Annotated in this window: 19 protein-coding genes, 1 pseudogene and 1 riboswitch; of the genes and pseudogenes, 10 read left to right on the top strand and 10 right to left on the bottom strand. The window is 65.5% G+C overall.

Annotation, left to right across the window (positions count from 1 at the left end):
* The first annotated feature begins 63 nt into the window (after nucleotides 1–63).
* The 4 genes from Y705_RS0108700 to Y705_RS0108685 all read left to right on the top strand — a co-directional run bounded on the left by Y705_RS0108700 (nucleotide 64) and on the right by Y705_RS0108685 (nucleotide 4625).
* Nucleotides 64–978: a carbohydrate ABC transporter permease gene (locus Y705_RS0108700; RefSeq protein WP_026532586.1), complete on the top strand. Its 915-nt coding sequence runs from the start codon at nucleotides 64–66 to the stop codon at nucleotides 976–978.
* Nucleotides 978–2432, top strand: coding sequence for a GH1 family beta-glucosidase (locus tag Y705_RS0108695; protein WP_049822500.1), 1455 nt, complete (start codon nucleotides 978–980; stop codon nucleotides 2430–2432). Before Y705_RS0108700 ends, Y705_RS0108695 begins: the two co-directional genes overlap by 1 nt.
* Before the next feature lie 40 nt (nucleotides 2433–2472).
* Nucleotides 2473–3492, top strand: a complete 1020-nt coding sequence (locus Y705_RS0108690) for a LacI family DNA-binding transcriptional regulator (protein ID WP_026532584.1) — start codon at nucleotides 2473–2475, stop codon at nucleotides 3490–3492.
* A gap of 86 nt (nucleotides 3493–3578) precedes the next feature.
* On the top strand, nucleotides 3579–4625 hold the full coding sequence (locus Y705_RS0108685) for a Gfo/Idh/MocA family protein (protein WP_026532583.1): 1047 nt from the start codon (nucleotides 3579–3581) through the stop codon (nucleotides 4623–4625).
* A 2-nt stretch (nucleotides 4626–4627) separates the two neighbouring features.
* Here the strand turns inward: Y705_RS0108685 and Y705_RS0108680 are convergent, their stop codons facing one another.
* A complete protein-coding gene (locus Y705_RS0108680) occupies nucleotides 4628–5407 on the bottom strand; it encodes an IclR family transcriptional regulator (protein ID WP_026532582.1) in 780 nt (259 codons plus the stop codon).
* Between the two features lie 183 nt (nucleotides 5408–5590).
* On the opposite strand from Y705_RS0108680, the gene Y705_RS0108675 reads away from it, so the two are divergent.
* Both Y705_RS0108675 and Y705_RS0108670 read left to right on the top strand, forming a co-directional pair.
* Complete coding sequence (locus Y705_RS0108675) at nucleotides 5591–6409, top strand: maleate cis-trans isomerase family protein (protein ID WP_049822499.1); 819 nt, start codon at nucleotides 5591–5593, stop codon at nucleotides 6407–6409.
* An 11-nt stretch (nucleotides 6410–6420) separates the two neighbouring features.
* Nucleotides 6421–7815 carry an SLC13 family permease gene (locus tag Y705_RS0108670; protein ID WP_026532580.1) on the top strand — a complete coding sequence of 465 codons (1395 nt, stop codon included), beginning with the start codon at nucleotides 6421–6423 and terminating at the stop codon, nucleotides 7813–7815.
* Nucleotides 7816–7915: 100 nt separating this feature from the next.
* On the opposite strand, the gene Y705_RS0108665 is transcribed toward Y705_RS0108670, so the two are convergent.
* From Y705_RS0108665 to Y705_RS18525, 4 genes are all read right to left on the bottom strand, one after another.
* Complete coding sequence (locus Y705_RS0108665) at nucleotides 7916–8569, bottom strand: SDR family oxidoreductase (RefSeq protein ID WP_026532579.1); 654 nt, start codon at nucleotides 8567–8569, stop codon at nucleotides 7916–7918.
* A 232-nt stretch (nucleotides 8570–8801) separates the two neighbouring features.
* The gene (locus Y705_RS0108660) at nucleotides 8802–10193 is read right to left on the bottom strand and encodes an LLM class flavin-dependent oxidoreductase (RefSeq protein ID WP_026532578.1); all 1392 of its coding nucleotides are present in this window, start codon (nucleotides 10191–10193) and stop codon (nucleotides 8802–8804) included.
* A gap of 37 nt (nucleotides 10194–10230) precedes the next feature.
* Nucleotides 10231–10344: riboswitch (SAM riboswitch) on the bottom strand.
* A 262-nt stretch (nucleotides 10345–10606) separates the two neighbouring features.
* On the bottom strand, nucleotides 10607–11152 hold the full coding sequence (locus Y705_RS0108655) for a hypothetical protein (protein ID WP_253908550.1): 546 nt from the start codon (nucleotides 11150–11152) through the stop codon (nucleotides 10607–10609).
* A gap of 333 nt (nucleotides 11153–11485) precedes the next feature.
* Complete coding sequence (locus tag Y705_RS18525) at nucleotides 11486–12598, bottom strand: LLM class flavin-dependent oxidoreductase (protein WP_049822498.1); 1113 nt, start codon at nucleotides 12596–12598, stop codon at nucleotides 11486–11488.
* Nucleotides 12599–12731: 133 nt separating this feature from the next.
* Between Y705_RS18525 and Y705_RS0108645 the strand changes: the two genes are divergently transcribed.
* On the top strand, nucleotides 12732–13541 hold the full coding sequence (locus Y705_RS0108645; RefSeq protein WP_026532576.1) for an IclR family transcriptional regulator: 810 nt from the start codon (nucleotides 12732–12734) through the stop codon (nucleotides 13539–13541).
* A gap of 64 nt (nucleotides 13542–13605) precedes the next feature.
* Here the strand turns inward: Y705_RS0108645 and Y705_RS0108640 are convergent, their stop codons facing one another.
* Nucleotides 13606–14742, bottom strand: coding sequence for an aromatic ring-hydroxylating oxygenase subunit alpha (locus Y705_RS0108640; protein WP_253908549.1), 1137 nt, complete (start codon nucleotides 14740–14742; stop codon nucleotides 13606–13608).
* A 79-nt stretch (nucleotides 14743–14821) separates the two neighbouring features.
* Nucleotides 14822–16078, bottom strand: coding sequence for an NAD(P)/FAD-dependent oxidoreductase (locus Y705_RS0108635; RefSeq protein WP_026532574.1), 1257 nt, complete (start codon nucleotides 16076–16078; stop codon nucleotides 14822–14824).
* 200 nt (nucleotides 16079–16278) lie between these two features.
* On the opposite strand from Y705_RS0108635, the gene Y705_RS0108630 reads away from it, so the two are divergent.
* A complete protein-coding gene (locus tag Y705_RS0108630) occupies nucleotides 16279–16632 on the top strand; it encodes a bifunctional 3-phenylpropionate/cinnamic acid dioxygenase ferredoxin subunit (RefSeq protein ID WP_026532573.1) in 354 nt (117 codons plus the stop codon).
* Nucleotides 16633–16772: 140 nt separating this feature from the next.
* Nucleotides 16773–17169: pseudogene (locus Y705_RS23100) on the top strand (glycine cleavage T C-terminal barrel domain-containing protein); the annotation flags it as partial.
* 113 nt (nucleotides 17170–17282) lie between these two features.
* Here Y705_RS23100 and Y705_RS0108620 read toward each other — a convergent pair.
* Complete coding sequence (locus Y705_RS0108620; RefSeq protein WP_026532571.1) at nucleotides 17283–18500, bottom strand: glycerophosphodiester phosphodiesterase family protein; 1218 nt, start codon at nucleotides 18498–18500, stop codon at nucleotides 17283–17285.
* Between the two features lie 214 nt (nucleotides 18501–18714).
* Here Y705_RS0108620 and Y705_RS0108615 point away from each other — a divergent pair, with 214 nt between their 5' ends.
* Complete coding sequence (locus Y705_RS0108615; protein WP_049822496.1) at nucleotides 18715–19563, top strand: maleylpyruvate isomerase family mycothiol-dependent enzyme; 849 nt, start codon at nucleotides 18715–18717, stop codon at nucleotides 19561–19563.
* Nucleotides 19564–19576: 13 nt separating this feature from the next.
* Here the strand turns inward: Y705_RS0108615 and Y705_RS0108610 are convergent, their stop codons facing one another.
* Together Y705_RS0108610 and Y705_RS0108605 are read right to left on the bottom strand one after the other, a co-directional pair.
* The gene (locus tag Y705_RS0108610; RefSeq protein ID WP_026532569.1) at nucleotides 19577–20338 is read right to left on the bottom strand and encodes an SDR family NAD(P)-dependent oxidoreductase; all 762 of its coding nucleotides are present in this window, start codon (nucleotides 20336–20338) and stop codon (nucleotides 19577–19579) included.
* Between the two features lie 22 nt (nucleotides 20339–20360).
* Entirely contained in the window at nucleotides 20361–21362 is a 1002-nt protein-coding gene (locus tag Y705_RS0108605) for an acetamidase/formamidase family protein (RefSeq protein ID WP_026532568.1), read from the bottom strand.
* Nucleotides 21363–21556: the final 194 nt, after the last annotated feature.

Raw genomic sequence — 21556 nt, 5'->3', positions numbered from 1 at the left:
CGAACCGGCACCGGAGCCGACCGGACCGGCAGGCGCACCCGCAACGACCCCGAGGAGTGAGCGATGACCACCGCCGACACCAGGCCGCACACACCGGCCCAGCAGCGCGCCAAGCAGCGCACCCCACGAGCCACGACGACGCGGAGGGCGCTTTTCGGCAACGGCCGACGGCCAGGGTTCCTGACCTACGGGCTCCTCTTCGCCTTCTTCCTGGCCTCGGCTTACCCGCTCTGGTGGTCCGTGATCATCGGCAGCCGGTCCAACGAAGCACTCGGACAGACCTGGCCTCCGTTGTTCCCCGGCGGAAACTTCTGGACGAACGTCGGCCAGGTCTTCGACACCGTCCCGTTCTGGCTCGCGCTCGGCAACAGCGTGCTGATCTCCGGGATCATCACCGTCTCGGTGGTGGTCTTCTCCACCCTCGCCGGCTACTCGTTCGCCAAACTGCGGTTCAAAGGGAGGAACGGGCTGATGGTCGCCGTCATCGCGACCATGGCCATCCCCACCCAGCTCGGCATCATCCCGCTGTTCATGCTCATGCGCACGCTGGGCTGGACGGGCGAGATCGGCGCCGTCATCATCCCCACGCTCGTCACGGCGTTCGGCGTGTTCTTCATGCGGCAATACCTCGTGGATGTCATCCCCGACGAACTCATCGAATCGGCCCGCATGGACGGCGCCTCGATGATCTCCACGTTCTGGCATGTCGCGCTTCCCGCTGCACGTCCGGCGATGGCGATCCTCGGACTGTTCACGTTCATGACGGCATGGACGGATTTCCTGTGGCCGCTGCTGGTCCTCGACGCCAGTAACCCGACACTTCAGACGGCGCTCAGCCAGCTACAGTCAGCACGGTACGTCGACTACTCGATCGTCCTCGCGGGCGCCGTCCTGGCAACACTTCCCCTGCTGGTGCTTTTCGCGCTGGCAGGCAAACAACTCATATCCGGAATCATGCAAGGAGCAGTGAAGGGCTAATGCCACACAGGTCGACAGAAACAGGACACCAGCGCAGGACCTGGCCCGAAGGGTTCCTGTGGGGATCGGCCACGGCCGCAGCCCAGGTGGAAGGGGCAAGCCACGACGGCGGCAAGGAGGACTCCGTCTGGGATGCCTTCGCCCGCGTCCCCGGTGCCATCGCCAACGGCGACAACCTCAAGGACGCCGTCCAGCACTATGACCGCATGCCGGAGGACGTCCGGATCATGAAGGAACTGGGTCTCGGCTCGTACCGCTTCTCGACCAGCTGGGCCCGGGTTCGACCCGGAGACCGTGCGGCGAACGCGACCGGCCTCGACTTCTACTCACGCCTCGTCGACGAACTGCTCGAAGCCGGCATCCTCCCCTGGCTCACGCTCTACCACTGGGACCTGCCGCAGGCACTCGAGGAGAAGGGCGGCTGGGCCAACCGGGACACCGCCTACCGGTTCGTCGAATACGCGAACGACGTCTACTCCGCCCTCGGCGACCGCGTCCAGCACTGGACCACGTTCAACGAGCCGTTCTGCTCTTCACTGCTCGGCTACGCGGCCGGCGTGCACGCGCCCGGACGCCAGGAGCCACGTGCCGCCGTCGCCGCCATCCATCACCAGCACCTCGCCCATGGCCTCGCGGTCAACGAACTGCGCTCGCGCGGCGCCTCTCAGCTCGGCATCACGCTGAACCTCAGCAACTCGATCCCCCGCGATCCCTCCGACCCGGTGGACCTCGACGCAGCACGCCGGTTCGACTCCCTGCAGAACCGCGTCTTTCTCGATCCGATCCTGCGCGGTGCCTACCCTGAGGACACCCTCGCCGACCTCGAGCAGTTCGGCATCCGCGCAATTCTTCAGCCGGGCGACCTCGAGATCATCGGCACTCCCCTCGACTTCCTCGGCGTGAACCATTACCACGACGACCTCGTCAGCGGACATTCCGTCGACGAGGGCAGCGACGGCCACTCCGGCGGAGCCGACAGGCCGACGTCGTCGTGCTGGATCGGTTCCGAGGACATCACGTTCCCGAGCCGCGGCCTGCCGCGCACCGCCATGGGCTGGGAAGTCAATCCGGACGGCCTCCGCAAACTCCTCCTCCGGCTGGGCGAGGAGTACCCGACCCTGCCCCCGCTCTACATCACCGAGAACGGCGCGGCGTACGACGACGTCGTCAGCAGTGACGGCGCGGTCCACGACGCGGAGCGCACCCGGTTCGTGCTCGACCACATCGCCTCGGTCAAGGATGCAATTGACCAGGGCGCCGACGTGCGCGGCTACTTCGTGTGGTCGCTGCTCGACAACTTCGAGTGGTCCTGGGGTTACGGCAAGCGGTTCGGGATCGTCCGGGTGGACTACGACTCTTTCCAGCGGACCATCAAGGACAGCGGCCATGCCTACGCGAGCCTGATCGCCTCCACCTCGGAGAAGACGCACGTCCTTTCCGACACGAGCGCTTAAAATAGGCTCAGGTACACGTTCAGGAGCTCCGGAGATGACGATGACGCAGGACACAGGCGGGCCCCGGCCGGTTCCCACCCTTGAGATGGTGGCGGCGCTGGCCGGGGTATCGCGGGCGACCGTGTCGCGGGTGGTCAACGATTCCCCCAGCGTCGATCCGGAGCTCGCGCAGTTGGTGAAGAAGGCCATCCTCGCCCTCGACTACACACCGAACCGGGCGGCGCGCTCGCTGGTGAAGCGGCGCGCCAACTCGGTCACGCTGATCGTGTCGGAGTCGACGTCGAAGGTGTTCGCCGACCCGTTCTTCTCCACCGTGGTCCAGGGCATCGCGCTGTTCCTCACGGACACCGAGTACACGCTGAACATGATCATCTCCTCCGAATCGAAGCCGGAGAAGACGCGGAGCTTCCTCCTCGGGGGAAGCGTGGACGGCGTCCTGGTGGTCTCGCATCACAGTGGCGACCATTCGTGGACGCACCTCTCGGGCTCGCTGCCCATGGTGTTCGCCGGTCGGCCGCTGGTCGGTGGAGGGGAGGCCTACTACGTGGAGGTCGACAATGAGCAGGCGGCCTACAACGCCACCCGGCAGCTGACCACGAGCGGGCGCACGCACGTGGCCACGATCGCCGGACCGCAGGACATGCCGTCCGGCATCGACCGCCTCGCCGGATGGCGCACCGCCGTCCGGGAGGCGGGGCTTGGCGAGAGCCTGGTGGAGGTCGGCGAGTTCACGGTCGATTCCGGGACACAGGCCATGCAGCGGCTGCTCGACCGCGATGTGACGATCGACGCCGTCTTCGCCGCCAATGACCAGATGGCGGCCGGCGCGTATACGGCGATCCAGGGCCGGGGACTGCGCATTCCGGAGGACATCGCCGTCGTCGGCTTCGATGACGACTCCTTTGCCACCTCGGTGACGCCGGCGCTCACCACCGTGCATCATCCGATCGTGGAACTCGGCAAGAAGATGGCGGAGACCCTCGTCAACCTGATCGAGGGTAGACCGGCTCACCGGGTGACCTGCCTGCCGACCTCCCTCGTGATCCGCGACTCCGTCTAGGGCCACGGCCCTCCCCTTCCTGATGCCGGCCCCCATCCCGGCACCACAGCTCCCGTCGCTTCGTCACCTTGCCGGAAAGGCAACCCATGACTACTGCAGGTCCCGTTTCCCCAGCGGACTCCACCGGCCGGCCTGTCTTCTGGGGCGTGATCGCCACCGGTTCCATCGCTGCCCGGGTCACCGCTGATCTCGCACTGCTCGACGACGCAGTGCTGCAGGCGGTGAGCTCGCGCTCGGCGCAGTCAGCCACGGCTTTCGCCGAGCGCTTCGGCTTCGCCACGTCCTACTCCAACGACGACGGCGGCGCCACCGGTTATGCGCAACTGCTCGCCGACCCCCGCGTGGAGGTGGTGTACATCGCCACGCCGCATACCCAGCACTACGCGGTTGCCCTGGCGGCACTCGAGGCCGGCAAGTCCGTCCTGTGCGAAAAGCCTCTCACCATGAACGCCCGGGAGGCCCATCATCTGGTCGAGTGCGCCCGTTCGAAGGGACTGTTCCTCATGGAAGCGGTCTGGACGCGTTTTCTTCCCAGCTTCCGGCGTGCCCTCGAGGTCGTGGAGTCCGGCGAGATCGGAACGGTCCGCTGGATCCAGGCCGACCTCGGCTTTCCGGCGCCGTACGATCCGGCTTCGCGCCTCTGGGATCCGGCTGCGGGTGGCGGCGCCCTCCTCGACCTTGCTGTCTATCCGCTGACCTGGGCCCTGGCTGCGCTCGGCGAGTCGCACGCCCTGTCAGCGCGGGGCTCGCTCAACTCCGACGGCGTGGACCTGCAGAACGCCCTGACCCTGACCTTCGACGGCGGTGCGCATGCCCAGCTGACCACGTCCATTGCGGCGGACTGCCCGAGCGTGGTCACGATCACCGGGACCGACGGTTGGCTGCGGACGTCCGCTCCCCTGTTCAACCCCGGCGAACTCGTGATCCAGCCGCGGCAGGGAACCCTGAGGACGGAGCAGTTCGGCGTGTTCGGCAACGGTTTCAGCTACGAGCTGCGCGAGGTCATGCGCTGTCTACAGGCGGGATTCACGGAGAGCGCTGTCATGCCGCACGGGGACAGCGTGCGGGTGATGGGCCTGCTGGACGACGCGCGGCGCCAGATGGGCCTGCGGTACGCGAGCGACATCGGGTAGGGCTATCCCACCAGCCCCGTATACCCCAGCGCCCTGCTGGCTTCCGCCGCTGCCTGCGCTACTACTGGCCCAAGCCGCGGAACATCGCTCTCGGTGATCCGCTGCGTCGGGAATCCAAGTCCGAGGGCCGCCGTCAGTGTCCCCGTGTGGTCGAAGACCGGAGCGCTGATGGAGCCGACGTCGTCGTTGCGCTCCCCGAAGGCCGCGTAGTAGCCCTGGCTGCGGGCGAGGTCCGCCTGGAGCCGTAGCCGGTCGAGATCCCCCGGCGTGGAACCCGTGAAGCGCTCGAGGCGCGTGGGCTCCACGGCGTCCCAGGCCTCCGGGTCGAAGGCGAGGAAGATCTTCCCCGGCGCGCCGGCATGGATCGGCATCACCATTCCCACCATGAAAGGGCGCATCACCACGTGCCGGGTTTCAGCCACAGCCACGATCGTCCGGAACGCGCCGTCCCGCGTGTAGAGGGAAGCGGTCTCACCGGTTTCGTCGCGAAGCTGCTGAAGCACCGGCTTGATCAGCCGGACGATGTCGAGTCCGAAGGTGCCCGGCGTCGCCCAGCGGACCAGTCCGATGCCGATCCGATAGCGGTCTCCATCACGGTCCAGAAAGCCCTCGTGCAGGAGGCTCTGGACGAGACGCTGGCAGGTGCTGGACGGCAGGCCTGTGGCACGAATGATTTGCTGGAGCGTCGGTTCGGGCTGCTCGATCGAGAAGCAGTCAAGGATATTCGTGACCTTGCTGAGCACAAGGAGCGGCGACACTCCCGATGGTTGTTTCGACGCCACGAAATGCCTTCCTTCCGCGTTGATCTTCTTTTCTGAGCGGCCCTTACTTTACCCGCTGCCCATGTGCTCCCCTCGAAAGGAGGTGGATGTGACAGTTGACACGTCCAGCCTATAACCCACATTATGGGTTAGGAACCCGATAGACGGGTCGTCTTCCGAAAAACACGACGATGTGGAGAAATCATGAGCATCCCCGATGTAACCGCCGAAACCGAGACCGAGCCGAAGCGTGAGGGATCCTCCCGCATCGGGCTGATAGTTCCCAGCTCGAACACCACGATGGAAACCGAACTGCCCGAGCTCTTCCGGCGCCAGTCCGAAGCCACCGGCCACAAATACACCTTCCACTCCGCACGGGCCGGCATGAAGAACGTGAACCGCGAGGAGCTGCTGGCCATGGTCGGCAAGGCCGCGGGTTGCGCAGAGGCGGTATCGGACGCCGACGTCGACGCCATCGCCTACGCCTGCCTCGTCGCCGTCATGGCACAGGGACCGGGAGCCCATGCGGAATCCGAGCGGGTGATCGCGGATGCCGCAGCAGGAAATGGGCATCCCGCTCCGGTCACCAGCAGTGCGGGCGCCCTGGTTCGCACGCTGCAGGAGATGGGTGCCAAGAAGGTCGCCATGGTGACGCCGTATATGAAGCCGCTCACGGGCATGGTCGTCGACTACATCGAGGGTGCTGGAATCACGGTCCTCGACGCCACGAGCCTTGAGGTGGACGACAACCTCGCCGTAGGTTGCCTCGATCCGCAGAACCTGCCCGACATCGCACGCGGACTGAGGCGCGAAGGCGCCGACGTCATCGTGCTGTCCGCCTGCGTCCAGATGCCCTCACTTCCCGCGGTCCAGGCCGTGGAGGACGAGCTCGGCCTGCCCGTCATCACCGCCGCAACTGCGACGACGTACGAAATCCTGAAGGCGCTCGGTCACCAGCCGGCTATTTCCGGTGCCGGCAGTCTGCTCGCCGGAAACCTCATTCCCGCCGGCTCCAAAGCGTAGGGAGGAGCGCCATGTCGATGTCACTCATCGCCTTCGCAGTCCTCATCGTCGCCTTCGCCATCGGCTCCTTCACCCGGATCAACGCCGGGCTGATCGCCGTCGTAGCCGCCTTCGGCGTCGGAACCCTCCTTGCCGGCCTGCCCATCGCGGACGTCATTGCCCAGTTCCCTGCGGGCCTGTTCTTCATCCTCGTCGGAGCTACCCTGCTCTTCGCCATCGTGCGAATCAACGGCACCATCGACCTGCTGGCCTACTGGGCCGAACGGCTGGCCGGCGACCGCAAGATTCTCGTCCCGATCCTGATGTTCCTGCTGACCGCGATCCTCGCTGCTGCGGGCGCATTCACCCCCGCGGCGATCGCGATCGTGGCACCGGTGGCGCTTGCCCTGGGAATGCGGTTCGGCATCAGCACACTTGCCATGGGCCTGGTCGTGGTCCAGGGCGCCAACGCCGGCGCATTCTCGCCCGTCAACCCCTTCGGAGTCCTCGCCAACGCCATGCTCGACGAAGCCGGCGCCTCCGGCGATGCGCTCAAGTTGTTCCTCTACTGCTTCATCTTCAATGCGGTGCTCGCGGCTATTGCCTACGTCCTCGTGCAGGCCATCATGCACCGGCGTGGCGTCCGGAAAGCCGAAAAAGAGAGGAACGACGAAGGACGGAGTGCTTCCACCTTCGCTGATTCCGACCGGTCCGCAGGAGATTCCGCGCGGGCGGACTCCGGCACTCCGCTGGCGGGCGCTCCCGCACGGACCGACACCGCCCTCGCCACCCCCGAGGAACCGGCGAGAAGCGGCCCGGTCAAGGTTGCGGCGACCCCGATGCGTATCCTTACCCTCGCGGGGATCGGCGCACTCCTCTTCCTCACCACCGTCCTCGGCCTGGACGTCGGCGTCGCGTCACTGGTCATCGCCCTGGCGCTGATCTTCGTGGATTCCTCCGTCCAGAAACCCGCGGTCGAGAGCATGCCGTGGTCCGCCATCATCCTCGTCACCGGCATCGTCACCTATGTGGGCATGCTGGAGGAGATGGGCGCACTGGAAGAGCTGCAGGCAGGCATCGAAAGTCTCGGCAACAGCTCCGTCGCAGCACTGATCACCGGCTACGTCGTAGCCATCGTGTCGGCGTTCGCCTCCACCACGGGCACACTCGGAGTCGTCAGCCCGATTGTGACACCCCTCGCCATGGACCCGTTGCTGACACCGATCGGGGTCATCACCGCCATCGCCATCAGCTCCTCCGTCGTGGATGTGAGCCCGATGTCGACCAGCGGCGCGCTGCTCATGGCCAGCGCCCAGCCCAAGGACGAGCGCCTTTTCTTCCGGGCCCTGCTCCTCTGGGCTATCGCGATGATCGCCGTCGTGCCGCTGCTCGTCTGGTTCGTCTTCGTCCAGCTCGGCCTCGGCTGAGCGAACAACGAAGCGACGACGAGAGGAGGCCGCCCGGGTGAACCGGGCGGCCTCCTCTCGTTACCTCCGCCGTCGTCGTGCTCGAACTGTCGTGCTCGGCCTAGAGAGCCGCCTCGATCGCCTCGGCAACCGGCGTCTCGCCACTGTTGAACTGGATGGTCTTGTCCACAGTGCCCAGGTTTCCGAGCACGACGGCGGCAACGAGTGCCACGTCCTCACGGGGCACCGAGTCCTGCTGCGGCTTGTCCGACACCTCGATCGCGCCGGTACCCGGGTCCGTCGTCAGTGCACCAGGGCCGAGGATCGTCCAGGCGAGCTTCGAATTGCGCAGATGCTCGTCCGCAGCAGCCTTGGCCTCGGCGTACGGGAAGAAGCTGTTGTCCTCGGGAACCCCATGGTCCTTGCCCGCACCAAGGTACGACACCATGACGTACCGGCCCACGCTGGCCACCTCGGCCGCATCCATCGAACGGATGGCCGCAGCACCGTCGACGGCATAGGTGGCATCGGCGCTGCTGCCGCCGGCCCCTGCGGACCAGACGACGGCGTCGTGGCCCCGGAAGACGTCAGCCATGTCGCTGACGGAAAGCTTGGAGACATCGGCCACCACCGGCGTCGCACCTGCCTGCTCGACGTCGGAGGAGTGGTCCGGGTTGCGGAAGATCGAGCTGACCTGGTGGCCCTGGCCGGTAAGGATCTTCGTGAGGTGCAGGGCCACTTTTCCGTGGCCTCCGATAATCGCGACGCGCGACATGTGAACTCCCTTCGTTGGCGTATCCGTTGCTTCCGACGCTATCGCCCTTTAGCAGTAGCAGGCCAACAGTTCCGCGCCGGGCGAAGACCTATTCCCGATTTCTGGGAGGAGTCGTCACCCGGCCAGCGGGAAGATGCGCAGTTATGGTGGGTGGCGTACCCCGACACTCACCACAAATGGACAACATCGGCCCGACGGCGCCTCTGAGCAGGACGCCTCTGAGTACGGCGCTTCAGCGCCGGGCGGTCTGCAGACGGAAGCTACTGCCGCGGTGCTCGTCGGGAAGCCGGTCGCCCTTGCCGAAGAGCTTGTTCCGCAGGGTTCCCTCTCCGTACCCGGTGCGGTAGGCCCCGCGCTCCTGGAGCTCGGGCACCACGTACTTGATGACGTCCTCGAAAGTTCCGGGCGTGATCGCGTAGGCAAGGTTGAAGCCGTCGACGTCGGTCTCCTCGACCCACGACTGCAGCTCGTCGGCGATCTGCGCGCCCGAGCCGACCATGCGTGGGCCGAGTCCGCCGATCCCGGCCGTTTCGGCGATGTCGCGCACCGTCCAGGGGGAGCCGTCGTCGTTCAATTTCTGGAAGTTCGCGACGGCGGACTGGATGGCGTTGGACTCCACGTTGCCGAGGGGCTCATCGGGATCGTAGACCGAGAGGTCGACGCCGAGCCAGCCGGACAGGAGGACGAGGGCACCCTCATAACTCACGTACTTCTTGTAGTCCTCGTGCTTGGCGTGCGCCTTCTCCTCGGTCTCGTCGGTGATGATGGTGAGCAACGTGTAGATGCGCACCGAGTAGCGGTCACGTCCGGCGGCCTCGACGGCGTCGCGGATCTTCCGCACGGTGTTCTTCAGCATGGCCTTCGTGGGGGACGCGACGAACACGGCTTCGGCGTTCCCTGCAGCGAACCCGATACCCCTCGACGAGGCACCCGCCTGGTAGATCACCGGCGTTCGCTGCGGTGATGGTTCACTGAGGTGGATTCCGGGCACCGTGAAGTACTTGCTGTCATGGCCGATCTCGTGGACCTTCGCCGGATCGGTGAAGATTCCGGTCTCGACATCGCGCACCACGGCGTCGTCCTCCCACGACCCTTCGAGCAGCTTGTAGAGCACGTCGAGGTACTCGTCGGCATGGTTGTAGCGCTCGTCGTGCTCGAGCTGGTCCTCGTTGCCCATGTTGCGCGCGGCCGAGGGGAGGTATCCGGTGACGACGTTCCAGCCGACGCGGCCGTTGGTGAGGTGATCGAGCGTGGAGAGCCGGCGCGCGAACGGATACGGATGCTCATAGGCGGTGCCCGCGGTCACGCCGAACCCGAGGTGCTCGGTGACGAGTGCCATGGCCGAGACCAGCAGGAACGGATCATTGACCGGTGTCTGCGTGCCCTGGCGGAGGGTGGCTTCATTGGAGCCGCCATAGACGTCGTAGGTGCCGAGGACGTCCGCGATGAAGATGCCGTCGAAAAGGCCCTTTTCGAGGGTCTTCGCGAGCTCGGCCCAGTAGCGGAGGTCCTTGTACCGGTGGGACTGATCCTCGGGGTGGCGCCACAGCCCCGGCGACTGGTGGCCGACGCAGTTCATGTCGAAGGCGTTGAAGCGGATCTGGCGCGGTGTGTTCTCAGGCATTGCACTCCTCAAGCTGCCAGGCACCGCCGGAGAGGAAGCGCCATACTTGCCCGCACGCATTCCGCCGGGCCGAATCCTCACCTGGGGCACCCCACTACAGCGAGAGGGTTGCCGTCCAACGAACCAGGGCTTTGCGTTGGAACTCTTGATTCTTGGTTCCGACCCTAGACGATGCCCGGGGGCGTCGTCGAGGCAGCCGTGTCATCTGGGGACATCTTGCGTTCCTGCGCACACCGCCACGGGGGCTTGCGCCGCTCCCTGCGGATCTTGCGCAGCAGCGGTGGGTGCGCGGTGTGGGGACTCGCCAGATCTGCACAAGTTTTGCAGGTTCAGTTTCGCGAGTGCGCGTGGGAACAGCCGGAAACGACGACGGCGCCCCTTGATCAGGAGCACCGCCACCGTTCCGCCCTGAATCAGTGCTTGTCCCCCTTCGGACAGCTGATGCTCGGATTCCACTGCGCAAACAGTCCTGCCGGGTTATGTTTCCAGACCCACGCGTGCAGGGTGTGCTTGTACGGCGCTTGCGAATCCGCCGCCTCAGAATCGAAGGTGACCCCTCCGAGCACCGGCGCCTTCTTCGCCGTCGAAAGGAACTCCACCGCAACGAGGCGATATACCTCGTAGTTCCCGTACTTCACGGGCATGTAGACCAGTGCTTCCGGCTTCGAGGCGTCGGTCCTGTCATCGATCAGCTTGCTCTTGGCATAATGCACGCCCATCGCACCCACACCGGGCAACTCGATGCAGTCGGTGACGCGCTCATAGCCATCCTTGATCGCCCGATCCAGCCAGGTATACCGAACGGTGGACTTGAAGATTTCATACACCACTCTCTGGCTGGACGCGTAGTCCGACGAACCTGAATTGCCAGATGATCCCCCGTGCGCGAACGCGGCGCTCGGCGTGAGTCCTGCAGCAAGGACCGCGGTCGCCATCACTGCCGTAATTTTCGCTTTCATTCCATTCATTGCCTGCTCCAACCCCGAAGTACGGATACTCGTAGCGGGAAGAAGGCGCCGTACAGAGGACCGACGGAGTCCGGCCAGCAGCTCGAGGAACCACGGGGAATTGCCGCAGCCTGCATGGGGCCGCCATCATTCGCGCTCTATTCGCTGCCTCTACCGTTGAGTCGGGGCCCTTTCGCACGCGGGGCGTTCGTCAACGGCTGGGTGACACAGCAGTCCTCACCCTCTGGGGCTGCACGTTCGACACGTCCAGGGGGTCGACATGGCGATCGGAAGGACGTTCCCACGTGATGGGGGCTTCAGGTTAGGCCTCCGCCAGGTTGGAGGTCAAGAGGCGATCGGACCTACCTGTCCAGGAGCTGCGGGCTGCTGGCGCGCAGCCTTCCGGTTCTCATGGGTCGGACCATCGGGCACATGTGCTGGACGACGGGAGTCCAGCTCACGCCGCAGCTCGGGAAGGACGGATTCGCCGAACAGGTCCAGCTGCTCGAGGACGGTCTTGAGCGGCAATCCCGCATGGTCGATGAGGAAAAGCTGCCGCTGGTAGTCGCCGAAATACTCCTGGAACGTCAAGGTCTTTTCGAGGACCTCCTGGGGGCTACCCACGCTGAGCGGGGTTTGCGCCGTGAAGTCCTCCATCGACGGTCCGTGGCCGTAGACCGGGGCATTGTCGAAGTACGGCCGGAACTCGTTGACGGCGTCCTGCGAGTTCTTCCGCAGAAAGAACTGGCCGCCCAGGCCGACGATCGCCTGGTCCGCGGTGCCGTGTCCGTAGTGCTCGTAGCGTTCACGGTAGAGGCCGATGAGCTGCATGTAGTGCTCCTTGGGCCAGAAGATGTTGTTGGCGAAGAAACCGTCACCGAAGTAGGCCGCAATTTCCGCCACCTGCGGCGTGCGGATGGAGCCATGCCACACAAAGGGTGCCACACCGTCGAGCGGCCGGGGCGTCGCCGTGAAATTCTGCAGCGGGGCGCGGTGCTTGCCCTGCCAGTTGACGACGTCGTTGTCCCACAGTTGCCGGAGCAGGTTGTAGTTCTCCACCGTGAGGTCCACGCTGTCCTGCATGCTCTTGCCGAACCACGGGTAGACGGGTGCCGTGTTTCCGCGGCCGAGGACGAGGTCCACACGGCCATCGGACAGATGCTGGAGAGTGGCGAAGTCCTCCGCGATCTTCACCGGATCGTTGGTGGTGATCAGCGTCGTGGCGGTCGAGAGGATGATCCGCTCCGTCTGCGCTGCGATGTAGCCGAGGAGAGTGGTCGGGGAGCTGGCGTAGAACGGCGGGTTGTGGTGCTCGCCGGTCGCATAGACGTCCATGCCGATCTCCTCGACCTTCTTCGCGATGGCCACAGCCGCTTTGATGCGCTCATGCTCGGTCGGGACGCGACCGGTGACCGGATCCCTAGTGATGTCGCTGACTGAGAATACGCCGATCTGCATGAGTGCCTCCATCGCTAGTTACATGCTTTTGCATCTAGTGATGTAACAGCGGGCGGGCGTCGGTCATTCCCGCAGGTTGCGGAAGGGACCCGGGTGATTGGTGGACCCGTCGGCGCGTCTGGGAAGATGGAACATGGTCTCCGACGCACAACGCTCCACTGACCTCCTCTCGGACCCGGCCCAGCAGGGGGGCGTGCAGTCCGTTGACAGGGCCGTCGGCGTCCTCGAGATCCTGGCCCGCGACGGCGACGCCGGCGTCAGCGACATCGCGAAGGAAATGGGCATCCACAAGTCCACTGCGTCACGTTTGCTCGGCGCCCTGGTGGCTCGGGACCTGGTGCAGCAGAACAGCGAGCGGGGCAAATACCAGTTGGGATTCGGGATCCTGCGCCTGGCAAGCTCCATCCCGGGCAGGCTGAGCCTCGTGCAGCAGGCACAGCCGGTGCTTCGTTCCCTCGCCGATGAGTTCAGGGAAACCGTCAATCTCGCGGTCCTGCATGCTACTTACGCGATCAACGTGGACCAGGCCATGGGCCCGTCGTCGCTCTCCACCCACGATTGGATCGGCAGCCTCACCCCGCTGCACGCCACCTCGAGCGGAAAGGTGTTGCTGGCTGCGCTGGATGAAGAGGAACGGCTCCGGATCCTGAAGGTCACCGGGCTGCCCGGCCAGACTCCGAAGACCATCACCTCCCGGGCTGAACTGAGCCGGGAACTCACGGAAGTGGCCGAGGAAGGCTACGCCGCTGTGCTCGAGGAGTTCGAGACGGGGCTCAACGCCATCGCCGTCCCGGTCCGCGGACACTCCGGCGCCGTCATCGGTGCCATCAGCCTCTCAGGCCCTGCATTCCGGCTCGACGAGGAACGCATGGCGACTGTGCTCCCCGGGCTCAAGGAGGCCGGCGGGCTGGTCAGCGCACGGATGGGCTACTCGGGCAGCTAACCCGGTACGACGACGTCGGGCGTCGGAACCAGCACGTCGCGCAACGTGTGCGCCAACACCGGTCCTACAGCAGCTTGCTGCTCACCCAGTCGTGGAATGCGCTGATGTGGTGCTCGCTCGGTACCAGGACTCCGCCCTTGGCATAGACCTTGGATCCCATGGCCGGTTGACAGCGTTCACAGGCGTCGAAATCCTGCTGGTTCACGCGGTGGAAAAGCTCCACCGACGCACTGACGTCCTTGCCGCTTTCGACGACGCTGGGCAGGTAGAGCCAGTCGCACTCCACCACGGTGCGGTCCACCGCGAGCGGGAACATGCGGTGAATGATCACGTGGTCCGGCACCAGGTTCACGAAGACCGTGGGCTTGATGGTGATGGCGTAGTAGCGGCGGTCCTGGTCCTCGTCGATGCCCGGAATGCGCTCCAGCCCCTCCGAGCCGTCGACGGTGAAACCCTGGACGTCCACACCGAACTCGGCGCCGTGTCCCACGAAGTACTGCGCCGCGAGTCCATCAGCGAACTCGGGGAGCACCTCTGTGAGTTCGGGATGGATGGTGGCGCAGTGGTAGCACTCCATGAAGTTCTCGATGATGAGTTTCCAGTTCGCCTTCACGTCGTAGGTGATGCGGCGGCCGAGGCTGAGGTTCGCGACGTCGTACCCCTCGATCGCGCGCAGGTCGCCCAACCGCTCCTCGATCGCACCCATGACGTCCTCCTCGAACGACGGCGGCTCGTCCGCCAGGCACAGCCACACGTAGCCGAGGTACTCGCGCACGTGCACATTGACCAGCCCGTACTCCGTCCGGTCGATGTCGGGCATCTTCGTGAGGTTGGGGGCCGCGATGAGCTTGCCCTCGAAGTCGTAGGTCCAGGCGTGGTACGGGCACTGGAAGGACCTCGCTGCCTGTCCCGACTCCTCCATGCACAGCTTGACGCCGCGGTGGCGGCACACGTTGTAGAACGCGCGGATCTGCCCCTTGCGCGTGCGGCTGACGAGGATGCTCTCGCGGCCGATCTGCACCGTCTTATAGGCCCCCGGCTTGGCCAGGTCAGCGGACCACACGGCGCAGAACCACATCTGCTCGAAGATCCGCTCCTGCTCCACACGGAACACGGTTTCGTCCACATACGTGGCCCCCGGCAGCGTCGGGATGAGGCTGGGGGTGTTGATGGAATCCGGGGTGGTGATCTCGGTGCTCACGGAGTGCTCCTAGCAGGCGCGCGAAGAGGGAAAGTGCAGAAGGACGAAGGAGTGTTTGGCCATGAATCAGGAGGAACGATCAGGACACCAGGTAGCTGGAGCGGGCCGAGGCATCCTGCACTCCGGTGGCGCCTGTCGCGGCAAGGGCACCAAGCGCAGCAGCCACGGGACGCTTGAGCGCGCGACGCCACTTCGTGAACAGCCGCGCCTGGTCGAGTCCGAGCACCGCCACCGGGTCCTCCCCGCGGTAGTACACCGCGAGGAAATTCAGCGAGAGCAGGTCTCCCGCCGCCACTTCCACGCGGTCGGAGGTCTCAGCGTTCCCGGCGAACTGGATGGTGGTTCCGTACTGATCGGACCAGAAATATGGCGGTTTGGCTGCCGCCACGGTCCCTCCGGATCCCAGCAGCGCAGCTACTGCCGGCGCCGGGCGCTCAAGTGCCCCGGTCCAGTGCTCAAGACGGCGATGCCGTCCCGTCGCCGGATCGAACCAGGCGGCACAATCGCCCACTGCCACAATGCCGGGAGCGCTCGTGCGCCCGGCTTCGTCACACAGGACACCATCACCAAGGACACCGCCGCCGGTATCGATCCCGGATCCCGCGAGCCAGCCGGTGTTCGGCTGCGCACCGACCCCGACAAGGACGACGTCGGCGGGCAGGTACCGCCCGTTGTCGAGGGTCACGCCGGTGGCCCAGCCCGCACTCGAATGGACCTCCTTCACCCGCGTGCCGGAAATCAGCTCGACGCCGTTGCGCTGGTGCAGCCCCGCAACCACCGATCCCAGGGAAACCCCGAACTGCCGGTGGAAGGGCACCGGATCGGAACCGACCACGGTGACGTGCATCCCGAGAGTTGTGGCAGCGGAGGCGACCTCCGAACCGATGAAGCCGGCGCCTATGACCACGAGCCGCTTGCCCTTCGCGAGGTGGGGAGCCAGATTCCGTGCGTCGGCCAGGGTCCGTAGGGTGAAGGCGTTCCCTATACCGGCGAACTCGGGGCAACGGCGCGCGGAGGCACCGGTCGCGATGACCACGGAATCGGCGGTGACCGTTCGGCCGTCGTCGAGCGTGATGGTCTTCGATGCCGCATCAAGCGATTTCGCGCCGACGCCCAGCAGCCACTGCGCATCGAGGTTCTCGTCCGCATCCTCAAGGAGGAGATCCTGCGCCGATTGGTGGCCCAGGAGGAAATCTTTCGACAGCGGAGGGCGGTCGTACGGTCGCTCGGGCTCGTCGCCAATGAGTACCAGATCACCGTCGAAACCCTGAGCACGCGCGGCCCGGGCAGCCGAGAGTCCGGCGAGCGATGCACCTACTACCGCGAGCGTTTGCATCTAACCTCCTGGGCTTGCTCGTTACGCAACCGTGATCGTATTACGAAACAGCGTGCGGTATAGGGGGGTTGCTGTCAACAGCCTTCCCAACCCCCTTGACAAGCATTCCGCCGGGAGTCACTCTGTTTCATATTGTGACCATTGTTGATCATTACGGAACAAGCCGCTTCCTGCGAAAGGGCAGTGACAGAGGCCTCATCTTGCACAAAGCCTGCCCCCTGAAGGACCTCGCTCCCGGCGACGCCCTGCGCCTCGACACCTCACCACCCATCGCCGTATTCCACATCGAAGAGGGCGAACTCTTCGCGCTCGATGACACCTGTACTCACCAGGACGCATCCCTCGCCGACGGCTGGGTGGAGGACTGCGAGGTGGAATGCCCGCTGCACGCCTCCAAGTTCAACCTCCGTACGGGCGCCGTCGATGCCCCTCCCGCAAAGCTTCCCGTCCGTGCGCACCGGGTGTTCGTGGTGGACGGCGACATCCTGGTTGAGGAGTCCTCGCAGGCTCCCAACCTCCCCCCGGGAGTGGCAGTGGACGGGACACGCGCATAACCGCTCCAGTGTTGAGCGCCGCACGCAGCGCTGCGCCCGGCAGCGGAACGAGCGCGGCCGCCGCCTCGCAGAACTTCTTCTCCAACCCGACACCGAAACCCCGCTTCGTCCTGACGCTCGCGTGCCCCGAGCGACGACGACTTCACAACGCCACTCTGAAATACTTCCGCACAGCAGTGGTCACGATCGGCGGGATATTCGTGACCGCAGTGTGGCTGTCCTACGTCGGCGAGTTCCGGTGGGAGCTCTACACGTCCGCCGAGAACGGGCTGAAGCTGTGGGATGTCCTGTTCGAAGCGGGCCGGGAATCCGGCATCATTGCGGCAGGGCGCCGTGCCGGTGTACCTGGATGGCGAGGCAGCAGGATATGTGACCAGCGCAGCCTACTGCTACTCGGTGCGTCGGCCCATCGCCTACGCCTGGCTCCCGGCTCGGGTGGACGTGGGCGATGCCGTTCACATCGAGTACTTCGGGCAGCGGATTCCGGCGACGGTCGCTGCCGAGCCCCTGGTGGATCCCGGAATGACCCGCCTCCGGCTGACCTGCGCGATGCGGTGCCCGGGTGTGCCGACGACTGCGGCACCGGACGGGTCATATCGACCCAACCGGTGCCGCGATCATCGAGAGATGCTTCGGGCGTTTATTCTGCGCTAGTTGGCGAAGACGTCCTGCAGCTTGTCCTGGGGTGTCCAGAGTGCCACGGAGTCGCCGCCGTTGTTCAGTACGGAGGAAGTGAGTCCGTTGTAGTAGGCCCCGGCACTGTTGGTACCCGGCCCGGTGTAGACGCGCAGCTCAGCGCCGGCGGCAAGGACATACCCGTTGCCCACGGTGAGCACGTTGTTCGCTGCGTCCCGGACGAGGTAACCGCTGACGTCGATACTGTGGTTGCTGGTATTCCGCAGTAGCACGTACTCGCCGTTCTCCGGCTGGACATCGTCGCCTGCGGGGTTGCTCACCGAGTCCGCGATTTCCACGCCACTACCGGGGAAAACCGGGGGGCCCGTGAGGAGGCGTGCATTCTGGATCGGGAAGTCGGTGGTGACGGCGTCGACGCCCAGGTCGAGCGAAGCCTGCACGGCCTCGGGGGAATTGACCGTGTACACACCCAGCACCAGCCCGGCGGCCTTCACCTCGGCAACGTTCTGTGCGCTCAGCACGCGGTAGTTGGTTCCTACTGAGTCGGCGAATCCGGCCCAGGACTCAAGTACTGCCGGGCCCGGAACCACACCGGACAGCTGCTGCAGCTCGATCTCGGGCGCCAGTTCCGCGAACTTCCGGTTGGATGCTTCGTCAAAGCCCAGCACCTGGATCTTGTCCCGGGATACCAGCTGCTGCCACAACGGGTCGGTTCGCAGTTCCTCGGCGACGAGCTGCTCGACCCCCGGAGAGTTCACCGGCGACTTGATCTCGATGTAGACACCGGTCTGGGTGGTGGCAATCTTCGCAGCGTCATCCAGGTGGGGAATGCGTTCACCCTCGTACCGCTCGTCGAAGTAGGAGCCGGCGTCGAGCTGCTGCAGCTCGTCCCAGGTGAACGAGGTGATCGGATTGTTCGCACGCTCCGGGAACACCTCCTCCACATTGGTGGTGCGGGCCGGTGTGTCGTCGTGGAACAGGAACGGCACGCCGTCGGCGCTGAGCTGCACGTCGATTTCGAAGAAGTCGGCACCCGAGGTGCGGCCGTCCTCGAAGGCTGCCACCGTATTCTCAGGCGCAGTCCCCGCTGCTCCGCGGTGACCGATAAGGGTCGGGGCGCTGTCCTGTACCTGCGCTTCAGGCTGCGCGACGGCGGCCGGGGCCACGAGGAGCGAAAGCCCCGCTGCGGCAGCGGACGCACCGGTCAGGGTCCGAGCTATACGAGTTGCCATAGGAAAATTCCCTTCGTTGGAGGGGGATCGACGTCCCCCCTCCACACAGGGTTTCCCGCGCCGGCGTCCCGAAGGTCAACGGTGAGTGAACGCGGAATGAAACAGCAGGAGCCGCAGCCCGGGAAGCTTGCAAAGCCCGGGAAGCCCGCGAATACGGGAACGGTCAGCTATCCTCGAAGCCATTGACTCGCCGACACCTCAGGACAGGAACTCCGTGACGCTTCCCGCGCAGAATCAGACAACGGGCCTGGAGCTACTGGCCGCCCTGGCTCAGGCCCGGCAAGGCACCGCTTTCTTCGCCGGCCAGCTCGAACGGCTCAGTAACGCCGAACTCGACGGCGCCTCGCTGCTGCCGAACTGGACCCGTCGGCACGTGGTGTCGCACGTCGCCTACAACGCCAAGGCGATTTCCCGCCTGGTTGCCTGGGCCGCCACCGGAGTGGAGACGCCCATGTACCCCTCCATCGAGGTGCGCAACGACGAGATCGCCCATGGCGTGAATCTCGGCCCTGTTGCGTTGCGGAAGCTGTTCCGGGACACGGCGGAGCAGCTCGACGCCGACTGGGACAACCTTCCCGCGGCATCCTGGCATTCCACCGTCCGGACCATTCAGGGCCGGGAGGTCCCAGCGACGGCGGCTGTCTGGATGCGGAGTCGCGAACTGTGGGTGCACGCCGTCGACCTGAACAACGGTGCAGGCTTCGACGACCTTCCGGACTCGGTGCTGGCTCGACTGCTGGATGACATCACCGGCGCGTGGAGCGCCCGCGGCGCAGACACAGGGCTTGCGATCGGAATCACCGACGACGACGGCACGGTCCGGCAGCTTCTCGGCAAAGCACAACCGGAAACCGGGGAAGGGCGCGGCGACGGCGCAGTCCGGGAAAGCGACCCAGCGAACGGCGAGGCGACGGAAATTTCAGGCACACTGGCCGCTGTCGCACAGTGGGCAAGCGGCCGCGGAACCTCCGGCGTGACGGCCCGCAAGTCGTCCGCCCAGGGTGCCGCTCCCCTGTCCGGCATCGTTACGGCGGAGGTTCCTGCGGCGCCCGCCTGGCTCTGATCCAGGGCACGCGCTAGAACTGGATTCCCCGCGACAGACCGCCGTCCACCAGGATGTTGGCGCCCGTGGTGCGGCTCGAGAGCGGACTCGAGACGAAGACCACGGTGTCCGCGATCTCCTTCGGGGTGCCCATCCGGTGCGTGGGATTGAGCCCCATGGCCATGGAGAAAAGCTCAGGGTTCTCCTCCTGGATGATCTGCCACGCGCCACCCTCGTGGAAGGTGTTGCCGGGAGATACGGTGTTGGCGCGGATGCCTTTCTCGGCAAGCTGGAACGCCAGCCCGGCCAGGTACGCAACGAGTGCCGACTTCACCGTTCCATAGGGCCCGGAGGCGAAGTCCACCTCACGTCCCGAGACGCTGGAGATTCCGACGATCGACGGCGCGGTACTTTTCTCCAGATAGGGCATGGCGGCTTTCACCAGGCGGACCGTGCCCAGCAGGTCCACGCGCAGCGACGCTTCCCAGCTCTCCTCGGTGTCGGGAAATGCGAGCGCACTCACGTTGCTCACCACCAGGTCGATGCCGCCGAAGTCCTTCCCCACCGACCCCACCCAGTGGGCCACCGCGCCGCCGTCGCCCATGTCGACGGCACTCCCGGCGACCCGTACCTTCCGCCCGGCGAGAGCGGCTTCAGTCTCCGCAATCTCGTCGGTATTTCGAGCACAGAAGGCGACGTTCGCGCCCTCGGCGGCAAAGGATTCCACGATGGCCCGCCCGATGCCCCGCGTACCTCCGGTCACGAGCGCCGTCCTGCCGTTCAGCTGTAGATCCATGGCTCCTCTTTCATCAGTGGGGTCAAATGAGCTGTGCGCCTCGCTGGCGCAGGTCCGCGTGCATGCCGCTGTAGGCATGGGCTTCCGGGAAGAGCTGCTTCGCCGCCTTCACCACCACGCTGTAGTTGGCATCCACCGCGTTGGCGATCGGGGCCAGCGCGGTCTGGGTGAGCAGCTGGTAGGCGTCCAGCTGGTGCAGCCCGAACAGTTCCCCGAACCAGCGCACCATCTCGAGCTGGCCGATGCGCCAGGAGTCCTCCATGGGACGCGATGATCCAACGGCCATCCACTGCGCGTCCGTCTCGAGGCGGGGCCACGCCGGCGCCCCGCCCTTGATGAGTTCGACGATGATGGTCGAGTTCATTGCACCCTCGACGGCGGTTCCACAGGCCTCACCCTCGCCCTGCCGGTAGTGGCCGTCACCGATCGAGAACAGCGCACCCTCCACGTTGACGCCGAGGTACACGGTGGTGCCGGCCCGCACGTCGGGCGCATCCATGTTGCCGCCGAACCGCTCCGGAACCAGCGACGACCGCACCTCACCGCCGGGCGGTGCAACACCCACCGTCCCGAGCATCGGTTCGAGCGGGAGCGCCACCTCGAAGTCGCCGAAACGAGCCTGGAAACCGACGGTGCCCCGCACCGAGTCCACATGATAGATCCATGTGGTGTCGGGCAGCGGGTCCTGGAGGAAAGCCGTGCGGTCGGTGCTGGTCAGCCCGCCGAAGAAGGGAATGGTGGCTGAAGCACCGTAGGACCGGGCTGGAGTCAGGTCCACGATATGCAGCGCGAGGGTGTCCCCGGGTTCTGCGCCCTCCACATGGAACGGACCCGTCTGGGGATTGACGAACCGCAGGTCCACTTTTTCGCCTGACACGTCATCCACCGAGGTCAGGGCGTTGTTGAAGGCGTCCTCCGACCAGAGCCTGAGTGCGGTTCCCGGCTTGATCCTCAGGACCGGCGCGCTCCCGCCGAAGGTATACACGAGCTGGTCTCGGCGGGGATGGTATTCAATCGTCTCCATGAGGGGATGCTACGCAGGGCAGGACGCCTTGACCACCCCCGCGCTCCTCCCTAGCGTGGGAGCATGAGCCAAGCAAATATCAACTTCTACTTCGACCCGGTCTGCCCCTTCGCCTGGATGACCAGCAAGTGGGTGCGGATGGTCATGGCCGAACGCGACTACGAGGTGGAGTGGCGATTCATCTCGCTGCGGCT

It is taken from the genome of Arthrobacter sp. H41, assembly GCF_000520535.1.
Lineage (GTDB): Bacteria > Actinomycetota > Actinomycetes > Actinomycetales > Micrococcaceae > Arthrobacter_D.
This window is presented reverse-complemented; position numbering and strand designations above follow the sequence as displayed.